At 69.3% G+C, this 18,839-nt stretch carries 16 protein-coding genes; 9 read left to right on the top strand and 7 right to left on the bottom strand.

The annotated features are described in order from the left end of the window. Positions 1–92 precede the first annotated feature (92 nt). Complete coding sequence (locus tag HMJ39_RS05260) at positions 93–455, bottom strand: response regulator (protein WP_161386094.1); 363 nt, start codon at positions 453–455, stop codon at positions 93–95. A gap of 193 nt (positions 456–648) precedes the next feature. Here HMJ39_RS05260 and ompR point away from each other — a divergent pair, with 193 nt between their 5' ends. Together ompR and HMJ39_RS05250 are read left to right on the top strand one after the other, a co-directional pair. Further along, a complete protein-coding gene (gene ompR, locus HMJ39_RS05255) occupies positions 649–1,359 on the top strand; it encodes an osmolarity response regulator transcription factor OmpR (RefSeq protein ID WP_161386095.1) in 711 nt (236 codons plus the stop codon). Between the two features lie 13 nt (positions 1,360–1,372). Next, positions 1,373–2,689 (top strand): ATP-binding protein, encoded by a 1,317-nt coding sequence (locus HMJ39_RS05250; protein ID WP_194296533.1) that lies wholly within the window; start codon positions 1,373–1,375, stop codon positions 2,687–2,689. Here HMJ39_RS05250 and HMJ39_RS05245 read toward each other — a convergent pair. Then, positions 2,686–3,873, bottom strand: a complete 1,188-nt coding sequence (locus tag HMJ39_RS05245) for an MFS transporter (RefSeq protein ID WP_161386098.1) — start codon at positions 3,871–3,873, stop codon at positions 2,686–2,688. The two genes, HMJ39_RS05250 and HMJ39_RS05245, sit on opposite strands and share 4 nt — an antisense overlap. 160 nt (positions 3,874–4,033) lie before the next feature. Continuing rightward, positions 4,034–6,016, bottom strand: a complete 1,983-nt coding sequence (locus HMJ39_RS05240) for a CocE/NonD family hydrolase (RefSeq protein ID WP_194296532.1) — start codon at positions 6,014–6,016, stop codon at positions 4,034–4,036. A 235-nt stretch (positions 6,017–6,251) separates the two neighbouring features. Between HMJ39_RS05240 and ilvD the strand changes: the two genes are divergently transcribed. Further along, positions 6,252–7,925: a dihydroxy-acid dehydratase gene (gene ilvD / locus HMJ39_RS05235; RefSeq protein WP_194296531.1), complete on the top strand. Its 1,674-nt coding sequence runs from the start codon at positions 6,252–6,254 to the stop codon at positions 7,923–7,925. On the opposite strand, the gene argH is transcribed toward ilvD, so the two are convergent. After that, on the bottom strand, positions 7,922–9,313 hold the full coding sequence (argH, locus tag HMJ39_RS05230) for an argininosuccinate lyase (RefSeq protein WP_194296530.1): 1,392 nt from the start codon (positions 9,311–9,313) through the stop codon (positions 7,922–7,924). The two genes, ilvD and argH, sit on opposite strands and share 4 nt — an antisense overlap. A gap of 94 nt (positions 9,314–9,407) precedes the next feature. On the opposite strand from argH, the gene HMJ39_RS05225 reads away from it, so the two are divergent. From HMJ39_RS05225 to HMJ39_RS05200, 6 genes are all read left to right on the top strand, one after another. Beyond that, positions 9,408–10,439 (top strand): sensor histidine kinase, encoded by a 1,032-nt coding sequence (locus HMJ39_RS05225; RefSeq protein ID WP_194296529.1) that lies wholly within the window; start codon positions 9,408–9,410, stop codon positions 10,437–10,439. Positions 10,440–10,450: 11 nt separating this feature from the next. Then, a complete protein-coding gene (locus tag HMJ39_RS05220; protein WP_323370847.1) occupies positions 10,451–11,212 on the top strand; it encodes a LytR/AlgR family response regulator transcription factor in 762 nt (253 codons plus the stop codon). A 72-nt stretch (positions 11,213–11,284) separates the two neighbouring features. Beyond that, positions 11,285–12,220: a hydroxymethylbilane synthase gene (gene hemC, locus HMJ39_RS05215; protein ID WP_194296528.1), complete on the top strand. Its 936-nt coding sequence runs from the start codon at positions 11,285–11,287 to the stop codon at positions 12,218–12,220. After that, on the top strand, positions 12,217–12,915 hold the full coding sequence (locus HMJ39_RS05210; protein WP_194296527.1) for a uroporphyrinogen-III synthase: 699 nt from the start codon (positions 12,217–12,219) through the stop codon (positions 12,913–12,915). The genes hemC and HMJ39_RS05210 overlap by 4 nt, the downstream gene beginning before the upstream one ends. Before the next feature lie 71 nt (positions 12,916–12,986). After that, positions 12,987–13,964: a uroporphyrinogen-III C-methyltransferase gene (locus HMJ39_RS05205; protein WP_194296526.1), complete on the top strand. Its 978-nt coding sequence runs from the start codon at positions 12,987–12,989 to the stop codon at positions 13,962–13,964. Further along, on the top strand, positions 13,961–15,199 hold the full coding sequence (locus HMJ39_RS05200) for a heme biosynthesis HemY N-terminal domain-containing protein (protein WP_194296525.1): 1,239 nt from the start codon (positions 13,961–13,963) through the stop codon (positions 15,197–15,199). Before HMJ39_RS05205 ends, HMJ39_RS05200 begins: the two co-directional genes overlap by 4 nt. Before the next feature lie 95 nt (positions 15,200–15,294). Here the strand turns inward: HMJ39_RS05200 and HMJ39_RS05195 are convergent, their stop codons facing one another. Genes HMJ39_RS05195 through HMJ39_RS05185 form a run of 3 tightly spaced genes read right to left on the bottom strand, consistent with a single transcriptional unit; the run spans position 15,295 to position 18,821 of the window. Continuing rightward, complete coding sequence (locus HMJ39_RS05195) at positions 15,295–15,903, bottom strand: PqiC family protein (protein WP_194296524.1); 609 nt, start codon at positions 15,901–15,903, stop codon at positions 15,295–15,297. Next, on the bottom strand, positions 15,896–17,533 hold the full coding sequence (pqiB, locus tag HMJ39_RS05190; RefSeq protein ID WP_161384688.1) for an intermembrane transport protein PqiB: 1,638 nt from the start codon (positions 17,531–17,533) through the stop codon (positions 15,896–15,898). The genes HMJ39_RS05195 and pqiB overlap by 8 nt, the downstream gene beginning before the upstream one ends. Beyond that, the gene (locus tag HMJ39_RS05185) at positions 17,502–18,821 is read right to left on the bottom strand and encodes a paraquat-inducible protein A (RefSeq protein WP_161384686.1); all 1,320 of its coding nucleotides are present in this window, start codon (positions 18,819–18,821) and stop codon (positions 17,502–17,504) included. The genes pqiB and HMJ39_RS05185 overlap by 32 nt, the downstream gene beginning before the upstream one ends. Between the last annotated feature and the right edge of the window lie 18 nt (positions 18,822–18,839).

Below are 18,839 nucleotides of genomic sequence, written 5' to 3'. Positions count from 1 at the left end.
ACGTTGCATGCGGGCGCTTCGATACGAAACGACCGGAATCATAGGGAATGACTCCGGTCGTTCATAGATTGACTTGACGGGGCGGGGTGTGGTTATCCCAGCACTTTACCGATCATCGCCGCCAGTTCCGCCTCCTGGGGCGGTTTGACGATGTAGCCCACGGCGCCCTGGCGTTCGCCCCAGACCTTGTCGGTTTCCTGGTCCTTGGTGGTTACCAGGACCACGGGAATGTGGTTCAGGTCCGCGTCCTTGGCGATCTTGCGGGTGGCCTGGAAGCCGTTCAGCTCCGGCATCACCACGTCCATGAGAATCAGGTCCGGGTTTTCGGCGCGGGCCTGATCGATGCCTTCCATGCCATTGCTGGCGGTGATCGCCTGATGGCCCTGGTTTTCCACCATTTTCACCAGATTGGTCAGCTGGGTCGGGGAATCGTCGACCACGAGTATTTTCGCCATAGTTCGCTCCTGTTCGCCAAGCGGCGCAATGATAACAAGGGCCGGCGCCGCCGTAACTTGATGAAAATCGGCACACAGTGCCAATTTGCGTCACGGCGCGGAGCGCGGCGGCGGTAATCTTTCTATACAATCCAGGCTTGCCTGGCGCGCCCAGGCGCGGTACACCAGCCGGTCGGCAGATCCGAGGAACGTCATGAGCGAACAAGTCGAAAAGATACTGGTGGTGGACGACGACGCGCGCCTGCGCGGTCTGCTGCAACGGTTCCTGGAAGAGCAGGGCTACGCGGTCAAAGCGGTGGCCGACGCCGAGCAAATGGACCGGGCCCTGTCCCGGGAGATCTACTCCCTGATGGTGCTCGACCTGATGCTGCCCGGCGAGGACGGCCTGTCCATCTGCCGCCGCCTGCGCGACGGGGACAACAACCTGCCGATCATCATGCTCACCGCCAAGGGCGACGACGCCGAGCGCATCGAGGGCCTGGACGCCGGCGCCGACGATTACCTGCCCAAGCCGTTCAACCCCAAGGAGCTCAGCGCCCGCATCCGCGCCGTGCTGCGCCGCCACGTGCGCGAGGTGCCCGGCGCGCCCAGCAAGGAGGAGTCGGTGGTCGGGTTCGGTCCCTGGACCCTGGACCTGGGCAACCGCACCCTGGCCCGCGAAGGCGACCCGCAGCCGCTCACCACCGGCGAGTTCGCCGTGCTCAAGGCGCTGGTGCAGAACCAGCGCGAGCCGCTCACCCGCGACAAGCTGATGAGCCTGGCCCGGGGCCGGGAATGGTCCGCCATGGAGCGTTCCATCGACGTGCAGGTGTCGCGGCTGCGCCGCCTGCTCGAGGACGACCCCTCCAAGCCGCGCTACATCCAGACCGTCTGGGGCGTGGGCTATGTGTTCGTCCCGGACTGAGCGCTGAGCCGCCGTGGGCCGGTTCCTGCCAAAAACCGCCTTCACCCGCGCCGCGCTGATCGTCGGCCTGGTGATCGGCCTCAGCCAGGGCGTCACGCTCTGGTTCTTCGCCCGTAACGCCTACCTGCCCGGCATTCGCGAGTACGCGCGCCTCACCGCCCTGCAGGCGGAGCTGGTGTTCCAGCCCGGCGGCGACGCTTCCCTGGGCCGGCGCCTGGGCGAGACCACCGGCATCCTGCCGGGCACGCCGCCGGACGTGCGCACGCCCCAGACCCTGGTGCTCTCCAAGCCGGTGGTGGACCGCTTCCGCCAGGAGCTGTCCGAGCGCTTGGGCGAGCGCGCCACGGTGCGCCTGGAGGAGGACCGCCAGCCGATCCTGTGGGTCACCGCGCCCTCCTTCGAGGGCGGCTGGCTGCGGGTGCCGATGGCGTTCTTCCGCGATTACGACCGCTATTTGCTGCTCGGCTGGGGGGTGACGGTGCCGCTGCTGGCGGTGATCGGCGGGCTGCTGATCGCGCGCAGCCTCAACCGCCCCCTGCGGCGGCTGGCCCGGGTGGCGCTCAAGGTGGGCCGTGGCGAGGCGGTGCCGGTGCTCGACGACCGCATCGGCCCCACCGAGATCCAGGCGGTGAACCGGGCCTTCAACCGCATGACCAGCCAGCTGCAGCAGGCCCAGCGGGACCGGGCCCTGTTGCTGGCCGGGGTGTCCCATGACCTGCGCACGCCGCTGACCCGGCTGCGCCTGTCGGCGGAATTCCTGGACGACGAGGAGATGTCCCAGGGCATCATCGAGGACATCGAGGACATGGACGCCATCCTCGACCAGTTCATCGCCTTCATCCGCGACGGCGCCGACGAGCAGCCCGACTACGAGAACCTCAACAGCCTGATCGACGAAGTGGTGGCCAAGTACCCGGCGGAGCGGTTGCGCATCCGCCAGCAGGATCTGCCGCGCCTGATGCTCAAGCGCCTTACCGTCAAGCGCATGCTCTCCAACCTGATCACCAACGCGCTTAAATACGGCGCGCCGCCGGTGGAGATCGACACCGAGGTGGACGACAACGCCCTGCGGCTCACCGTGCGCGATCACGGCAAGGGGGTGCGCGAGGAAGACATCCCGCTGCTGCTGCAGCCGTTCTCCCGGGGCGAGATGGCGCGCACCCTGTCCGGCAGCGGCCTGGGGCTGGCCATCGTCAAGCGCATCGTCGACATGCACCACGGCGACATGCGCTTGGACAACCACCCGGACGGCGGCCTGCGGGTGCGCATCCGCTTCCCGCTCACCGGGCAGCTGGTGCAGCCGGAGCCGCTCTCCGCCGGGGTGCGCTAGGCGCGCTTCTCCGCGCGGCGGCTGGCCAGGAAAATCAGAATGCCGCCGATCGCCAGGGCGGCCCCCACCAGGCCGGTGCTGGACCAGACCGCGCCCTGATCGATCACCCAGCCGGCCAGCCAGGCGCCCAGGGCGTTGGCCAGGTTGAAGGCGGCGTGGTTGAGCGAGGCGGCCATGGTCTGGGCGTCGCCGGCCACGTCCATGAGCCGGGTCTGGATCGCCGGCCCCAGGGCGATGCTGGTGCCCACCAGCCCCACGAACAGCAGCGCCGGCGTCACCCAGTCGGCGACGAAGAAGAACAGCGTTTGCACCACCAGGCACCAGGTCAGAATCAGCGGAATGGCGCGGATCAGGTTCCAGTCCGCCACCCGCGCCCCCACCAGGGTGCCCAGCAGGGTGCCGACGCCGAAGATCGCCAGTACCAGCGGGCCCAGGGCCTCGGCCATGCCGGCCTGTTCGGTGAGGGTGGGCATCACATAGCTGAACACCGCGAACATGCCGCCGAAGCCGACGCTGGCGATGCCCAGGGTGAACAGCACCTGCTGGTTGGCCAGGGCGCCCAGCTCGCGCAGCGGCGAGGCGTCCCGGTCGGCGGGCACGAACGGCACGAACAGCCACACCATGAGCGCGGTGGTGGCGGCGATCACCCCCACCGAGGCGAACGCCACCGGCCAGCCGAACTGATTGCCGGCCCAGGTGCCCAGGGGCGCGCCCAGCAGAATCGCCACGGTCAGGCCCAGCATCACCCGGGCCACCGCCCGGGCCCGCTGGTTCCAGGGCACCGCCGCCGCGGCCACCAGGGCGGCGACGCCGAAATAGGCGCCGTGGGGCAGGCCGGCGATAAAGCGCAGGCCGACGAAGGACCAGAAGCCCGGCGCCAGGGCGCTGGCCACGTTGCCCAGCGCGAACAGCAGCATCAGGCCGATCAGCAGGGTGCGCTTGGGCACCCGCGCCGCCAGGCAGGAGATCAGCGGCGCACCCACTACCACGCCCAGGGCGTAGCTGCTGATCGCGTAGCCGACCCGCTGCGGGTCCACCGCCAGGTTGTCGGCGATCGGGTTCATCAGCCCCATGATCACGAATTCGGTGGTGCCGATGGCGAAGCCGCCCAGGGCCAGGGCCAGTTCGGCGAGACGGGGGTGCGAAGCGACGGCGGGGGTGTCCGCGTCGGTGGAAGAAGACATGCGCAAGCTCCGGACCGTGGGTAACGGGGAGAAAAAGGAAAGGGGCTGGTAGGCCCGAAAGGCGGCATTGTCCCAGAACGGGGTGAACAAACGAAGTCGGTTTTGTCTATCGCTCGGAAAGGCGAAAGCCGGCGGCGACATCGCCGCGGCCGGCTGGGCATCAGCGCACCGCGTCCGTCGGCACCAGCGGGATGTTCACTCGCGATGGCATGGCCGGGGTGCTGTACACGGTGAGCGCCCCGAGCAGGCCGCGCAGCAGGTCCGGGATCGGGCTCAGGCCGTGGGGCAGGTCACTGGCGCCGACGCTCACGCGCAGCCGGTGGCCGGCGGGGATCACGGCGCTGGTGGGGAACACCTCCACGTCGGCGCGGAACGGCTCCAGCGGCCGGATTTCCTGGCCGCTGCGGGCGGTGAAGGGGTGCCAGGGCTGCACCAGCTTGCCGTTCATGAAGCGCGAGCGTTGCGGGTTGAACCCGCTCATGGAGGCCATCTGGATGCCATTGGTGAGCTCCCTGGACAGGCCGTTGGGGTCCACCACGCTGACGCGCACCACCACATTGGTGTCCAGGCCGGTGGTGGAGGCCCAGATCTGGCCGCCGATGGGGCCGTTGATGACCATGTCCTCCTCCAGCGGCTCGCTGGTGTAGACCGCCTCCAGCAATTCCGACAGGTTGTTCTGCTCGCTGCACGGTGGCGTGATCAGCCCCAGCACGCCGGCGGTCCACTGGCTGGCGCTGGCCGAGCACAGGCCGTTGAGCGGCGTTTGCAACAGCGACGTTTGCGCGCCGTCCGGCCCGGGGGCCTTGCGGTTCAGGCCGCCGAACAGGGGCAGGCCGGGCTGGCCGTGCAGGTAGAACGCCTCGGCCCGGGCTTCCGGGTGCGGCCAGTCCGCGGCGGTGCGATAGCGTTCGTCGCCGGTGTAGTACTGGGTCACCGGCGGGAAGCGTTCGGCGCCGGTGTCCATGCCCTTCAGGTAATGGTCGAACCAGGCCAGGCGGATGTTGGCCAGGGCCGGCACGCCGTCGGCGGGCAGGCCGGCGCCGCCGGAGCCGTCCAGGTGTTCCCAGGGGCCGATCAGCAGCTTGCTGTCGGTGCCGTTGTTCTTCAGTGCTTCGTAGATCAGCGGTTCGCCGCGCTGGAAGATGTCGCGCAGGCCGCCCACCACGAAGGTGGGCGCCTGGATCCGGTCGGCCTGTTCCAGCGGCGAGCGTTGCCGCCAGAAGTCCGTGTTGTACTTATGCTCGTCGCCGAGCACGGCGCCGGCCACCACCGGCACCGGGAACTCGGTGAGCGTGCCGGTGAGGTGGTCGAGCAGGGTTTCCAGGTAGTAGAGCGGCTGGTCGTTGTCCAGCCCCACCGGCGTGGGCACCAGCCCCAGGCCGGTGACCAGGGCCACCCACAGGGGAATGAAGCCGGCGTTGATCTGGCCGCCCTGGAACACGATGTCCCGGTAGGCGTCGCCCATGGGCACGATGGCGAAGATGGCGTCCACGCCGGCGGGGCGCTGGGCGCCGGCGAGCAGCCCGGTGATGCCCATGTAGGAGGCGCCGTTCATGCCCAGGGTGCCGTTGCTCCAGGGCTGGGCGTCGATGTAGTCGAGCAGCTCGCCAATGTCCTCGTGGTCGGTTTCCCCGAACGCCTGCCAGGTGCCTTCCGAGGCGCCGGTGCCGCGCAGGTCGGCGATGATGTAGGCGTAGCCGCGCTTCACCAGGTAGGGATCGGCGGCGCCGATCAGGCCCAGGGCCTGGTTGTAGCCGGTGAAGGTGGCCACCACCGGAAAGGGCCCCGGTGCCGGGTTGCCGTCCTCGTCGGCGGGCAGGGTCACCGAGGCGGACAGGCGGATGCCGTCGCGCAGGGTGATCAACTGCTGGGGCAGGGTGACGGTGTTGGGGTATTCCTCGGGGCGGTCGTAGGGGGTGTCCCAGTCCAGGTTCACCGGCTCGGGCTCCGGTTCCGGCTCGGGCTCCGGTTGGGGGGCCGGGCCGCCGCCGCCGTCGTTGCCGCCGGCATTGGGGGTTTCCGAAGCCGTGCCACCGCCGGAGGCGGAATCACCGCCGCCGCCGCAGGCGGCCAGGGCGAGCAACAGGGAAGCGAGCAGGAAAAACAGGGGCAGGCGCCGGTGCGCCGGTCGGATCAACAGCATAATCGGATCCCCGGATATTGTTGGAGGTAGGGAAAGGGGCCAGACAATCAATCAGGGTAAGCGGGAGAACGGGCGGGTTCTGTTGGCACGATGGTGCATCACGGTGAAGAAAAAAGACGTTTTGATGTCATCGTGTAAAGCGTCGCCCGCCTCCGAACCGCCGGCCCGGGCTGGTATGCTGTGGCGCCGAGGTTCCACGACGCGCCGGGGCGCGTCGACGCAGGAGGAGAAGTTCATGACCGACGACAAACGGCGCCGCTATTCCGCGCCCGTGGTGGATGGCCTGGGCAAGGCGCCCAGCCGCGCCATGCTGCGCGCCACCGGTTTCACCGACGAGGATTTCAAAAAGCCCCAGGTGGGCATCGCGTCCACCTGGAGCCGGGTGACGCCCTGCAACATGCACATCGACGGCCTGGCGGACGAAGCCGGGCGCGGCGCCGACGACGCCGGCGGCAAGAGCCTGATCTTCAACACCATCACCGTGTCCGACGGCATCGCCAACGGCACCGAGGGCATGAAGTATTCGCTGGTGTCCCGGGAAGTGATCGCCGATTCCATCGAAACCGTGGCCGGCTGCGAGGGCTTCGACGGCCTGGTGGCCATCGGTGGCTGCGACAAGAACATGCCCGGTTGCCTGATGGGCCTGGCGCGGCTCAACCGGCCCTCGGTGTTCGTCTACGGCGGCACCATCAAGCCGGGCAAGAACCACACCGATCTGGTGTCCGTGTTCGAAGCGGTGGGCGCCCACGCCAAGGGCGATAAATCACTGATCGAAGTGAAGCAGGTGGAGGAAGAGGCGATCCCCGGCCCCGGTTCCTGCGGCGGCATGTACACCGCCAACACCATGGCCAGCGCCATCGAGGCCCTGGGCATGAGCCTGCCGGGCAGCTCCGCCCAGAACGCCGAGGACAACGACAAGCTGGAGGACTGCCGCGCCGCCGGCGCCGCCGTGCTGGAACTGCTCGACCGGGACCTCAAGCCCCGCGACATCCTCACCCGGGAAGCGTTCGAGAACGCCATCACCGTGGTTATCGCCCTGGGCGGCTCCACCAACGCGGTGCTGCACCTGCTGGCCCTGGCCCACACCGTGGACGTGCCCCTCTCCCTGGCGGATTTCACCCGCATCGGCAAGAAGGTGCCGGTGCTGGCGGACCTGCGCCCCAGCGGCCATTACATGATGAGCGAGCTGGTGGCCATCGGCGGCATTCAGCCGCTGATGAAAACCCTGCTCGATGCCGGCCTGCTGCATGGCGACTGCCTCACCGTCACCGGCCGGACCCTGGCGGAAAACCTGGCCAGCGTGGCCCCCTACCCGGTGGAGCAGGACATCATCCACGCCCTGGACAACCCGATCAAAAAGGACAGCCACCTGCGCATCCTGTACGGCAACCTGGCGCCCACCGGCGCGGTGGCCAAGATCACCGGCAAGGAAGGCACCTTCTTCAAGGGCACCGCCCGGGTGTTCCACTCCGAGGAAGAGGCCACCGACCGCATCATGGACGGCACCGTCACCGCCGGTGACGTGCTGGTGATCCGGTATGAAGGGCCCCGGGGCGGTCCGGGCATGCGGGAAATGCTCACCCCCACCTCGGCGATCATGGGCCGGGGCCTGGGCAACGACGTGGCGCTGATCACCGACGGCCGCTTCTCCGGCGGCAGCCACGGCTTCGTGGTCGGGCACGTGACGCCGGAAGCTCAGGAAGGCGGGCCCATCGCCCTGGTGGAAACCGGCGACGAGATCGTCATCGACGCCGAGGCGGACACCATCACCCTGAACGTGGACGACGCCGAGTTCGAGCGCCGCCGGGCGGCCTGGACCGCGCCGGCGCCCCGTTATACCCGGGGCGTCTTGTCCAAGTACGCCAGGACCGTCAGCTCCGCCTCCCTGGGGGCGATCACCGACGGTTAGGCGTTCACTACTTCGCGGCCCCGCGCCACGGCGGCCCGCACCTGATCCGGGGCGGTGCCGCCGACGTGGTTGCGGGCGCTCACCGAGCCTTCCAGGGTCAGCACCTCGAACACGTCGTCGTCGATCTGGTCGCTGAACTGGCGCAGTTCGGACAGGCTCATCTCGCTCAGGTCCTTCTTTTTGTCCACGCCGTGGGCCACCGCCTTGCCGACGATTTCGTGGGCGTCGCGGAAGGCCACGCCCTTGCGCACCAGGTAGTCGGCCAGGTCGGTGGCGGTGGCGAAGCCGCGCCGGGCCGCTTCGCGCATCACTTCCCGGTTCGGCTCGATGGCCGGGATCATGTCGGCGAAGGCGCGCAGGCAGCCGGCCAGGGTGTCCACGGCGTCGAACAGCGGTTCCTTGTCTTCCTGGTTGTCCTTGTTGTAGGCCAGCGGCTGGCTTTTCATCAGGGTCAGCAGGCTGATCAGGTGGCCGTTGACGCGGCCGGTCTTGCCGCGCACCAGCTCCGGCACGTCCGGGTTCTTTTTCTGCGGCATGATCGAGCTGCCGGTGCAGAAGCGGTCCGGCAGGTCGATGAAGTTGAACTGGGCGCTGGTCCACAGCACCAGCTCCTCGCTGATGCGCGACAGGTGGGTCACGCACAGCGCCGCCAGGGCGCAGAACTCGATGGCGAAGTCCCGGTCGCTGACCGCGTCCAGGGAGTTCTCGCAGACCGCGTCGAAGCCCAGCAGCTCGCGGGTGCGCTCGCGCTGGATCGGGTAGGTGGTGCCGGCCAGGGCGGCGGCGCCCAGGGGCAGGCGGTTGACCCGCTTGCGGCAGTCCAGCAGGCGCTCGCGGTCGCGCTTGAGCATCTCGAACCAGGCCAGCAGATGGTGGCCGAAGGTCACCGGCTGGGCGGTCTGCAGGTGGGTGAAGCCGGGCATGATGGTGGCCGCCTCGCGCTCGGCCTGGTCCAGCAGGCCGGTCATCAGGCGGGCCAGCTCGCCGTCGATCAGGTCGATTTCGTCCCGCAGCCACAGGCGGATGTCGGTGGCCACCTGGTCGTTGCGGGAGCGGCCGGTGTGCAGTTTCTTGCCGGTGATGCCGATCTTGTCGGTGAGCCGCGCCTCGATGTTCATGTGCACGTCTTCCAGGGCCACGGACCACTGGAAGTCGCCGGCCTCGATTTCGGCGCGGATCTCCTTCAGCCCCTGGTGGATGGCGTCGCGTTCGTCATCGGTGAGCACGCCGGCCTCGGCCAGCATGGTGGCGTGGGCCATCGAACCCTGGATATCCTGGCGGTACATGCGCCGGTCGAAGGCCACGCTGGCGGTGAATTCCTGCACGAAGGCATCGGTGGATTCACTGAAGCGGCCGCCCCAGAGTTGGTTTTGTTGCTGATCACTCATCTCGTTGCTCGCGTCCGGCGCTGAAATAGACAGGGCGCGCAGTATAGCACCGCCGGACGGTGGTATCGTAGGCGGCAAAACGATAAGTGATGCCATGAGCGAACCGAGAACCAACGTCTTTCTGCCCAACCTGTGCACCACCCGCGCCGTGCTGGTGGTGGTGGTGGTCTCGGAACTGATGGCCATCGTCATCACCCTGGTGGCGGGCTACTTCGAGCCGTTCGGCATTGAGCGCCTGGCGCTCACCTCCCTGTTCATCCAGTGGGTGGGGCTGACGTCCGCGGCGGTGGTGTGCCACCTGCGCGACCGCCTTAACCGGCTGCCTTCCGCCTGGTCGGCGCTGGCCGTGGTGGGGCTGGTGGTGCTCGATACCCTGGCGTTCAGCCTGCTGGCGCGCTGGCTGCTGGGCTGGGCCGCGGAGGGGGCGGCGGTGCGCCCGCTGTGGCACTGGGACATTCTTTCCAACGTGCTGATCGCCGCCATCGTCGCCGGCTTGATCATGCGCTACTTCTATGTGCAGGAGCAGCTGCGGCTCAAGGAGCGCGCCGAGTTGCGCTCGCGCATCCAGGCTCTGCAGTCGCGTATCCGGCCGCATTTCCTGTTCAACTCCATGAATATCATCGCCACCCTGGTGCGCGTCGACCCGGACGCCGCCGAGCAGGCCGTGGAGGACCTCTCGCGGTTGTTCCGCGCCAGCCTCAAGGATTCCTTGGAGCACCAGGTGTCGCTGGCGGAGGAACTGTCCCTGTGTGAACGCTACGCGCGCATCGAGGCCCTGCGCCTGGGCGACCGGCTGCGCGTGGACTGGCGGGTGGAACTGGATCCCGAAACCGTGCTTCTGCCCCTTTTGACGTTGCAGCCCTTGCTGGAAAATGCGATCTATCACGGTATCCAGCCCCTGGCCGGCGGCGGCGTGGTAACCGTGCACGCCCGCCGCGAGGCTGGCCGGGTGGTGATCGGGGTCCGCAATCCGCATCCCGGATGCGACAGCGGCCACCAGGGCAACCGCATGGCCCTGGACAACATCCGCCATCGGCTGGAGGCGCTCCACGGCGCCGCCGTGCGGGTGGAGTCGCTGGACGAACAACAACACTATGAGGTCCGGATCAGCTATCCGTCGGACTAGAGGGGAAGGCGATGGACGACGTAGCCAAGATGAAAGTGCTGGTGTGCGACGACGAAGCGCTCGCCCGCATGCGTCTCAAGCGTCTGGTGGAAATGGCGCACATGGAGGTCACCGGGGAAGCCGCCAGCGGCCGCGAAGCGGTGGAATGCGCCGGCCGCACGCGCCCCGACGTGTTGCTCATGGATATCCGCATGCCGGACATGGATGGCCTGGAAGCCGCCGGCCACCTGCAGAAAATGGAGCACCCGCCGGCGGTGATCTTCTGCACCGCCTACGATGAACACGCCCTGCAGGCGTTCCGCGTGCACGCGGTGGATTACCTGCTCAAGCCGGTCAGCGCCGACGACCTCAAACACGCCCTGCGCAAGGCCCGGGCCCTGAACCGGGTGCAGGTGGCGGAGATGAGCCACAAGCTGGCGATACACCGCCCGCGCCGGCGCCGTCACCTGAGCGCCCGCACCCACCGGGGGCTGGAGGTGGTGCCCATGGAGGAGGTGCGCTATTTCCAGGCCGACCAGAAATACGTGGCGGTGCACTACGGCGATGGCTATGTGCTCATCGACGAACCGCTCAAGGCGCTGGAAGAGGAATTCGAGGACCTGTTCGTGCGCATTCACCGCAGCACCCTGGCGTCGATGCACTTCATTGAAAGCCTGGAGTGTTCCCGCCAGGGGCGCTTCGAGGTGCACCTGCGCGGCGTGGAGGAGCCGTTGCCGGTGAGCCGGCGCCACATGGCCGGTTTGCGCAAGGCGCTCACCGGCAAGAAAAAATAGCCCCGGCGGCGTTCGGCGAAGCGCCGCCTTTTCCATTACAATCCGGCTTCCATTCGTCGTTCCGGAGCTTCCATGTCCGCCGAGATTCTGCGCATCGCCACCCGTTCCAGCCCCCTTGCCGTCTGGCAGGCGGAGTACGTGCAAAAGCGGCTGGAGGCTCTGCACCCGGGCCTGAGCGTGGAACTGGTGCGGATCAAGACCCAGGGCGACAAGATCCTGGACACGCCGCTGGCCAAGATCGGCGGCAAGGGCCTGTTCGTGAAGGAGCTGGAAGAGGCGATGATGGACGGCCGCGCCGACATCGCCGTGCACTCCATGAAGGACGTGCCCATGGAACTGCCCGAGGGCATGGCCCTGCCGGTGATCTGTGAGCGCGAGGATCCCCGCGACGCCTTCGTCTCCAACCACCACGACGCCCTGATGAGCCTGCCCGAAGGCGCCCGGCTGGGCACCTCCAGCCTGCGCCGCCAGGCCCAGGTGCTGGCCAACCGGCCGGATCTGAAGGTCTCCAGCCTGCGTGGTAATGTGCAGACCCGCCTGGGCAAGCTGGACGACGGCCAGTTCGACGCCATCATCCTGGCGTCCGCCGGCCTCAAGCGCCTGGAGATGCACGAACGCATTCGCTACGACATGCCGCCGGAGGAATCCCTGCCGGCGGTGGGCCAGGGTGCCGTGGGCATCGAATGCCGCGCCGAGGACGAGCGCACCGCCCATCTGCTGGCGCCGCTCAGCGATCCGCTCACCTGGGACCGGGTCACCGCCGAGCGCGCCATGAACCGGCGCCTGGAGGGCGGCTGCCAGGTGCCCATCGCCGGTTTCGCTCTGCTTGAGGACGACGGCCGCCTGTGGCTGCGCGGTCTGGTGGCCAGCGAGGACGGCAAGACGGTGCTGCGCGCCGAGGACCGGGCTCCCCGGGAGCAGGCCGCCGAACTGGGCATCGCCATCGCCGAGTCCCTGCTGGCCCAGGGCGCCGACCGCATTCTCCGGGAACTCTACGACCGGCCATGAGCCGGGTCCTGGTCACCCGTCCCGCCGGCCAGGGCGAGGCGCTGGCGGCGCGGCTGCGGGCCGCCGGCCACGAGCCGCTGCTGGTGCCGGCCCTGCGCATCGAGCCGCTGCCGCTGTCCGGGGATCATCGCCGGCGGCTGCTGGATCTGGATCTGTACCACGCGGTGTTCTTCGTCAGCGCCAACGCCGCCCGGCACGCCCTGGACGCCATGGCCGATCTCTGGCCGCAGTGGCCGGTGGGCCTGCACTGGCTGGCGGTGGGCGAATCCACGGCGGCGGAGATCCGCCGCGCCGGTCTGGCCCCGGAATACCCGCGCAGCGGCTTCAATTCCGAGGCGGTGCTGGCACTGCCGTGTCTGGCGGACGTGGCCGGGAAACGCATTCTGATCTGCCGTGGCGATGGCGGCCGCGACTGGCTGGCCGCGCGCCTGCGCGAACGGGACGCCACCGTGGACGTGATACCGTTTTACCGCCGCCTGCCGGCCCCGGACCGTCACTGTCCCGACGACATTGACACGGTGATGATCACCAGCGTGGAAGGCTGGCGGGCCCTGGCCGGCCGGATTCCGGCGCGCGCCCGGGTGATCGCCGCCGGGGAACGGGTGGCCGCCGCCGTGGCCGCCGACCACGCCGGGCCGGTGGTCACCGCCGCCAGCGCCCACGATACGGATATGCTGGCGGCCCTGCCTGGCTAGACGCGACGGGTTGCTCTCATTATCTTGAGTTGATTGCCGGGAAAGGGAACACACCAATAAAGGGAGACCCCATGACGCACCGCCCCCTCCGCCGCCAACAGGGCCTGAGCCTGTGGCCGCTGCTCATCCTGATCGTGATTCTGGCCGCCCTGGGCGCCGCCGGCTGGTGGGGCTGGCAGCAATGGCGGGTGCTGGAAAACGATCGCCAGAGCCTGGACGGCCGGATCAGTGAACTGCAAGGCGAACTGGACCGCCAGAGCCGCGAGCGGCGCCAGGCGGAGGACGCGTTGCGCGACCAGCAGGAGCGCCTGCAGGCGCGCCTGGCCCGGGATCGCGAGGCCCTGGCGGACGTGCGCCAGGGTGGCCAGACCCTGTGGTTGACCAACGAGGCGGAGGCCCTGGCCAGCCTGGCCGGCCAGCGGTTGCTGCTCACCGGCGACGCCGGCGCCGCCCGTCGCCTGCTCGAGGCCGCCGACCAGACCCTGGCGCGCCTCGACGACCCGGGCGCTCTGCCGGCGCGTCAGGCCCTGGCGGTGGACATGGAGAAACTCAACGGCGCCCTGCAGGTGGACATCCAGGCCATGGTGCTGCGCCTGGGCGCCCTGCAGGCGCTGGTGCCGGAGCTGGCCATGCCGGAGCGGGACGCGCCGCCGGAGGCGCCGGCGCCGGACAAGGATCGGGGCTGGTGGGCCCGGTTGCTCTCGCAGCTGCCGGTGACGGTGCGCCGCCATGAAGGCGAAGTGCCCCTGCCGCTCACCGAAACCCAGGCGGCCACCGTGCGCCTGACCCTGGATGCCAGCCTGCAGCAGGCCCGGCTGGCGTTGATGCAGGGCCGTGAGAAAGCCTACCGCCAGGCCCTGGACAGCGCCCGCGCCACCCTGGATCAGTGGTTCCGCGAGGACCAGGGCCGGGTGCGCCAGATCCGCGCCGCCCTGGATGAACTGGACGGCCAGAAGGTCAACCAGGCGCTGCCGGAGATCGGCGCCGGCCTGGACGCCATCCGCCAGTTCAAGCGTGACCTGCTCAAGCGCGAGGAGGGTGACCAATGAAGAAAGCGCTGCTGCTGATCGTGGCGGCCCTGGTGGCCGCCACCTTGCTGGGGCGCTGGATGGCGGCGGATTCCGGCTACCTGCTGGTGATCCGTGACCACTGGCGCCTGGAAAGCACCCTGGGCTTCGCGGTGCTGGCGCTGATCCTGGGCGCGGTGGCCCTGGTGGTGCTGACCCTGTTTCTTAATCTGTTGTGGAACGCCGCCGAACCGGTGCGCGCCACCCGCCGCTTCCGCCTGCGGGTGGCGCGCCGGCGGCTGCGCAGCGGCTTCATTCTGCTGATGGACGGCGAGCCGGAGAAGGCGGAGCGTCTGCTCAGCGCCGCCGGCCGCGACGGCGACTGGCCCCTGGCGGCCTGGCTGCTGGCCGCGGAATGCGCCCGCCAGCGCGACGACGGCGACGCCCTGGAGGAATACCTGGACGCCGCCGCCCGGTGCCGGCGGGGGGACGCGGTGGCCGGCTTGATGCGTGCCCGCTTCGCCCTGGACGAAGGGCACCCGGACCGGGCCCGGCGGGAACTGCAAGGGCTGGCGGAACGGGCCCCGGGCAACCGGCGGGTGCAGGCGTTGTACGCCGACGTGCTGGAGCGCGAACGGGACTGGGAGGCGCTGTGCGCCCTGCTGCCGCGCCTGCGGCGCGCCCTGGGCGAGCAGCAGGCGGCCCGTCGCGAGCGCCGCGCCTGGCTGGCGCGATTGCAGCACCTGGGCCAGAAGCCCGGCTTCAACGACGCGGAAAGCCGCGCCCGGGAGCTGCGCGAGCTGTGGAAGGCGGTGCCCACCTCACTGAAGCATGACCCGGCCATGGTGGCCCGCTACGCCGGCTTCCTGGCCCAGCTCGGCGAGGGCCGGCGGGCGTTGCAGCTGGTGCGCGAGCAGCTCGACCGGGACTGGGACGACCGGCTGCCGCCGGTGCTGGAGGCGATCGATGATTTGTCGCCGGACGATCTGCTGCAGACCCTGGAGAAGTGGCTGGTGGAACGCCCGGGCAACGCCGCCGTGCTGGTCACCGCCGGCCGGGTGGCGCTGAAGGCGCGGTTGTGGGGGAAGGCGCAGAACTTCTTCGAGGCCGCCGCCAATTCCAGCCAGAGCGCCACCGCCCTGGCGGAGCTGTCGCGGCTGTACCTGGCCCTGGGCGATCGCACCAAGGCCGCCCGGGTGCTGGAACGGCGGGTGGCGGACCTGGACGCGGCGCTGCCGGCCCTGCCGCTGCCGGAGAATGCCACGCAGCATTCCTGAGGCTTCAGCGTGACATCGGGCGTATCGCGACTGAAGCGGCGCGCCGCCCGGTCGCTCCTGCAGTGGGCCTGTCCCATGGCTCCGTAGGAGCGACTTCAGTCGCGATACGCCCGGTCGTCGAGCTCAGTCTCCGCGGGCTTCCGTTTCTCCGGTACCGCCAACCGCCGGCCGATATCCCCGGCCGCTTCCATCCAGGCGGCGTCCAGCCGCAGCACCAGTTCCTCGTAACCGTCCCGCTTCAGCGCCTGTCGCTTGTCGAAGGTGCCGCCGGCGCGGTGGCCGTCCGTGCCCAGGAACCGCCATTCCCCGCTGACCCGGGCATCGCCGTCGGCGGTGCCCTGGAAGCGGCTCACGGTGACCCGCAGTTCGCCCTCGGTGTCCGGCAGCGCCGCCGCCAGCGAGCGTTCCAGCTGTGCCTCCAGGGGCTCCGCCCAGCGGTGTGAGCGGGCGCCGGTGAGGGTGGCGGGGCCGGTTTCCAGCACCAGGCCGGCCTGGTCCAGATAACCGGCCACCTGAAGGCGCAGGTCCAGGGCTTGCTGTTGCGCCGCCAGGCGGGCGGACGGCAGCAGGTAATGCTGTTCACCGGTGGCCGGCGCCTGGGCGCAGGCGGCCAGGGCCAGCAGCGTCAGCAGCAGGAGAGGAAGTCTGATCGCCATCATGGGCTCCGGGCGGTTGTCGGGGTCGGGGGCATCGTGGCTATTCATCACGGGCTCTGGGCAGGGGATCCTCCGGCGGCTCCCGGGAGAAGATCAGGGCGTTGGGTTTTTCCCGCAGGGTGCGCAGCAGCGGTTCGGCGTCGCGCAGCACTTGCTCCAGGCGTTCCAGGGTATCGGAGAGCTGGCGGCCGTCGGCGCCGGACAGGCCGTCCAGGGTCCGTTCCAGGGAGGCCAGGGTGTCGTTGAGCTGCCCCGGCAGTTGCCGGGTGCGCGGGTCGCCGAGCAGGGCCTCCAGGCGGTTGGCGGTGGCGCTGATTTCCTTGAGGGTGGCCTCGGACGCGGCCAGGTTGCGGTCCAGGCCCTCGGCGATCTCCTGCAGCGGCAGGCCGTTGAGGGTCTCCAGCAGGCCACTGATCTGGTTCTCGATCTGTGCCAGGCCATTGGAGGTGGTGGGGAACACCGGCACCTTCTCGAACCGGGTGGCTTCATAGTCGGGCACGTCCTGGTGGAAGTTGAGGTCCACGAACAGGGCGCCGGTGAGCAGGTTGCCGGATTTCAGCGAGGCGCGCAGGCCGTTGCCGAACATGCGCTCCAGGCGTTCGCGCCAGTCGTCCAGCAGCACCTCGCTGCCCTGGGTGATGCGCTGCGGTTCCACCCGGATCAGTACCGGGATGGAGAAACGGCTCAGGGAGTCCGGCTGGTCGCCGGTGAAATTCCACGGCACCTGCTCCACGGTGCCCACGCGCACGCCCCGGTATTCCACCGGCGCGCCCCGGCTCAGGCCGCGCACCGTGTCCTCCACCAGCAGCACGTATTCCAGGTACTGGTCGAACAGGCCGCGCCGGGCCGCCTCCTGGTCGGCGTAGAGGGTGTATTCGTCGCCCTCCTTGGCGGGGCTGCCGGCGGGCATGGTCTGGTCCGGCACGCCAAAGGCGATGCCGCCACCGAGCAGGGTTTCCAGTGATTGCAGATTAACCCGGAAGCCCTGGGAATCGAGTTGAAAGCCGACGCCGGACACGCTCCAGAAGCGGGTGGTGTCGGACACCAGCACGTCGTAGGGCTTCTCGATGAAAATGCGGTGCTCGATGCTGCGGTCCTCGGCGATGAACTCGGTGTCCACCACCCGGCCCACGGTGAGATTGCGGAACGTCACCGGGTCGCCGGTGGTGACGCTGTTGCCCGGTTCGCTGTGCAGGGTGAGATAAAGGCCCTGGGCGCCGGCCTCGGTGACCGGCGGCTGCTCCTCCACGGTGAACTTGCGCTTCTTGTCGTCGCCGTCGCCGGGCAGCAGCTCGATGTAGGCCCCGGAGAGCACCGTGCCCAGGCCGCTGATGCCCTCCCGGCCGATGCGCGGCTTGACCACCCAGAAGCGGGTGTCCTCATTGAGCATGCGTTCGGCGCCGTCCTGCATGCGGGCGGTGACCAGGGTATGCCGCAGGTCCTCGGAGAGGGTCACGGTTTCCACCGTGCCCACCTGCACGCTGCGCGTCTTGATCGGTGTCTTGCCCGCCTCGATGCCCTCCGCGTCCTGCAGTTTGAGGGTGATCAGGGGGCCCTGGCCGGAAAGGTGGTCAAACGCCAGCCACAGGCCGATCAGCAGGGCCGCCAGCGGGATCAGCCAGACCGGCGACAGACGGGGCAGGCGCTCATGAACGGCGCGCGAGGGAGTGGAGCTCATCATCGTCCCGAGGTTGGGCGTCCGGATCCGGGGCCGGCTGCCGGTCCCAGATCAGGCGCGGATCAAAACTGAAAGCGGCCAGCATGGTCAGCACCACCACCGCCGCGAAGGCCAGCCCGCCGGGGCCGGGGTCGATGGACAGCAGGTTCCCCAGCCGCACCAGAGCCACCACGATGGCGACCACGAACACATCGATCATCGACCAGCGGCCGACCCACTCGGTGATTCGGTACAGGCGCATCTGGGCGGTCATGTCCAGGGGCGCGTCGCGGCGCGCCGCCAGGCACAGCCAGGAAAGGGCCATGATCTTGCCAAAGGGTACCAGAACACTGGCGGTGAAGATGATCAGGGCGATCGGCCAGTCACCATGCTGCAGGAACTGCAGCACCCCGGAAATAATGGTGGACGGTTGGGTATGGCCCAGGCTGGTGGTGACCATGATCGGGTACAGATGGGCGGGGAAGCAGCACAGGGTGGCGGCCACCAGCAATGCCCAGGTGCGCTGCAGGCTGCCCGGGTGGCGCCGGTGCAGGCGGCCGCCGCAGCGCACGCAGTGGCGGTGGCCGTCCAGGGCCTGGAGCTGGCCGCACTGCTCGCAGCCCACCAGGCCCTGGGCGGCGGCGGTAAGGCCGGGCCGGGCGCCGGCGGGGACCCTCGGCGGGCCCGCCAGGCGCGCCCAGAGCGCCAGCGGGTGCAAGCGTTGCACGGTGATCAGCAACGCCAGGGCGAAGCCGGTGAAAGCCCAGAAGCCGGGTTTCAGGGACACTTCCGCCATGCCCACGATCTTGATCAGGCTGACCAGGGCGGCGATGGCGAAGACATCCGCCATCATCCACGGCTGCCAGCGGGGCAGGGCGCGCACCAGCGCGGCGGTGCCCGGCAGCGGCCCGGCGGGCCGGCGCAGGCTGGCGTGCACCCACAACAGGGCGGTCAGGAAACAGGCCGGCAGCACCACGATGGTGGCGAACACCACCACCGCCAGTGCCGGGTGGTGAAAGGCCGCCAGCTGAGTGGCGGCGTCCAGCAGCCCCATCTGGTCGCCGACGCCGTTCTTCTCGAAACGGATATAGGGAAACGCCAGGGCCACCGCCAGCAGGATCAGGGCGGTCACCGCCAGGGCCGGGCTGGTCTGGTCATGGAGGGTATGGCGGGCCAGCGGGTGGCGGCAGCGCGGGCAGCGTACCCATTCCCCCGGCGCCGGGTCGGTCACCGACAGCACCAGGTCGCACTGCGGGCAGGGCAACAGGGTGGCGTGGGAGTCGGTGTCCGGGGAACGGGGCGCGTTCATGGGGCGACCGTTGGCTGA

Source organism: Alloalcanivorax profundimaris (assembly GCF_015265435.1).
In the GTDB taxonomy this organism is placed as follows: Bacteria; Pseudomonadota; Gammaproteobacteria; order Pseudomonadales; family Alcanivoracaceae; genus Alloalcanivorax; species Alloalcanivorax profundimaris.
Note: the sequence above shows the minus strand (reverse complement) of the source record. Positions and strands in the feature narration are given on the sequence as shown.

Coding starts and splice junctions, on each gene's coding strand:
- HMJ39_RS05260 (WP_161386094.1), bottom strand. CDS start 455: ATGGCGAAAATACTCGTGGTCGACGATTCCCCGACCCAGCTGACCAAT.
- ompR (WP_161386095.1), top strand. CDS start 649: ATGAGCGAACAAGTCGAAAAGATACTGGTGGTGGACGACGACGCGCGC.
- HMJ39_RS05245 (WP_161386098.1), bottom strand. CDS start 3,873: ATGTCTTCTTCCACCGACGCGGACACCCCCGCCGTCGCTTCGCACCCC.
- HMJ39_RS05240 (WP_194296532.1), bottom strand. CDS start 6,016: ATGCTGTTGATCCGACCGGCGCACCGGCGCCTGCCCCTGTTTTTCCTG.
- ilvD (WP_194296531.1), top strand. CDS start 6,252: ATGACCGACGACAAACGGCGCCGCTATTCCGCGCCCGTGGTGGATGGC.
- argH (WP_194296530.1), bottom strand. CDS start 9,313: ATGAGTGATCAGCAACAAAACCAACTCTGGGGCGGCCGCTTCAGTGAA.
- HMJ39_RS05225 (WP_194296529.1), top strand. CDS start 9,408: ATGAGCGAACCGAGAACCAACGTCTTTCTGCCCAACCTGTGCACCACC.
- HMJ39_RS05220 (WP_323370847.1), top strand. CDS start 10,451: ATGGACGACGTAGCCAAGATGAAAGTGCTGGTGTGCGACGACGAAGCG.
- hemC (WP_194296528.1), top strand. CDS start 11,285: ATGTCCGCCGAGATTCTGCGCATCGCCACCCGTTCCAGCCCCCTTGCC.
- HMJ39_RS05210 (WP_194296527.1), top strand. CDS start 12,217: ATGAGCCGGGTCCTGGTCACCCGTCCCGCCGGCCAGGGCGAGGCGCTG.
- HMJ39_RS05205 (WP_194296526.1), top strand. CDS start 12,987: ATGACGCACCGCCCCCTCCGCCGCCAACAGGGCCTGAGCCTGTGGCCG.
- HMJ39_RS05200 (WP_194296525.1), top strand. CDS start 13,961: ATGAAGAAAGCGCTGCTGCTGATCGTGGCGGCCCTGGTGGCCGCCACC.
- HMJ39_RS05195 (WP_194296524.1), bottom strand. CDS start 15,903: ATGAATAGCCACGATGCCCCCGACCCCGACAACCGCCCGGAGCCCATG.
- pqiB (WP_161384688.1), bottom strand. CDS start 17,533: ATGAGCTCCACTCCCTCGCGCGCCGTTCATGAGCGCCTGCCCCGTCTG.
- HMJ39_RS05185 (WP_161384686.1), bottom strand. CDS start 18,821: ATGAACGCGCCCCGTTCCCCGGACACCGACTCCCACGCCACCCTGTTG.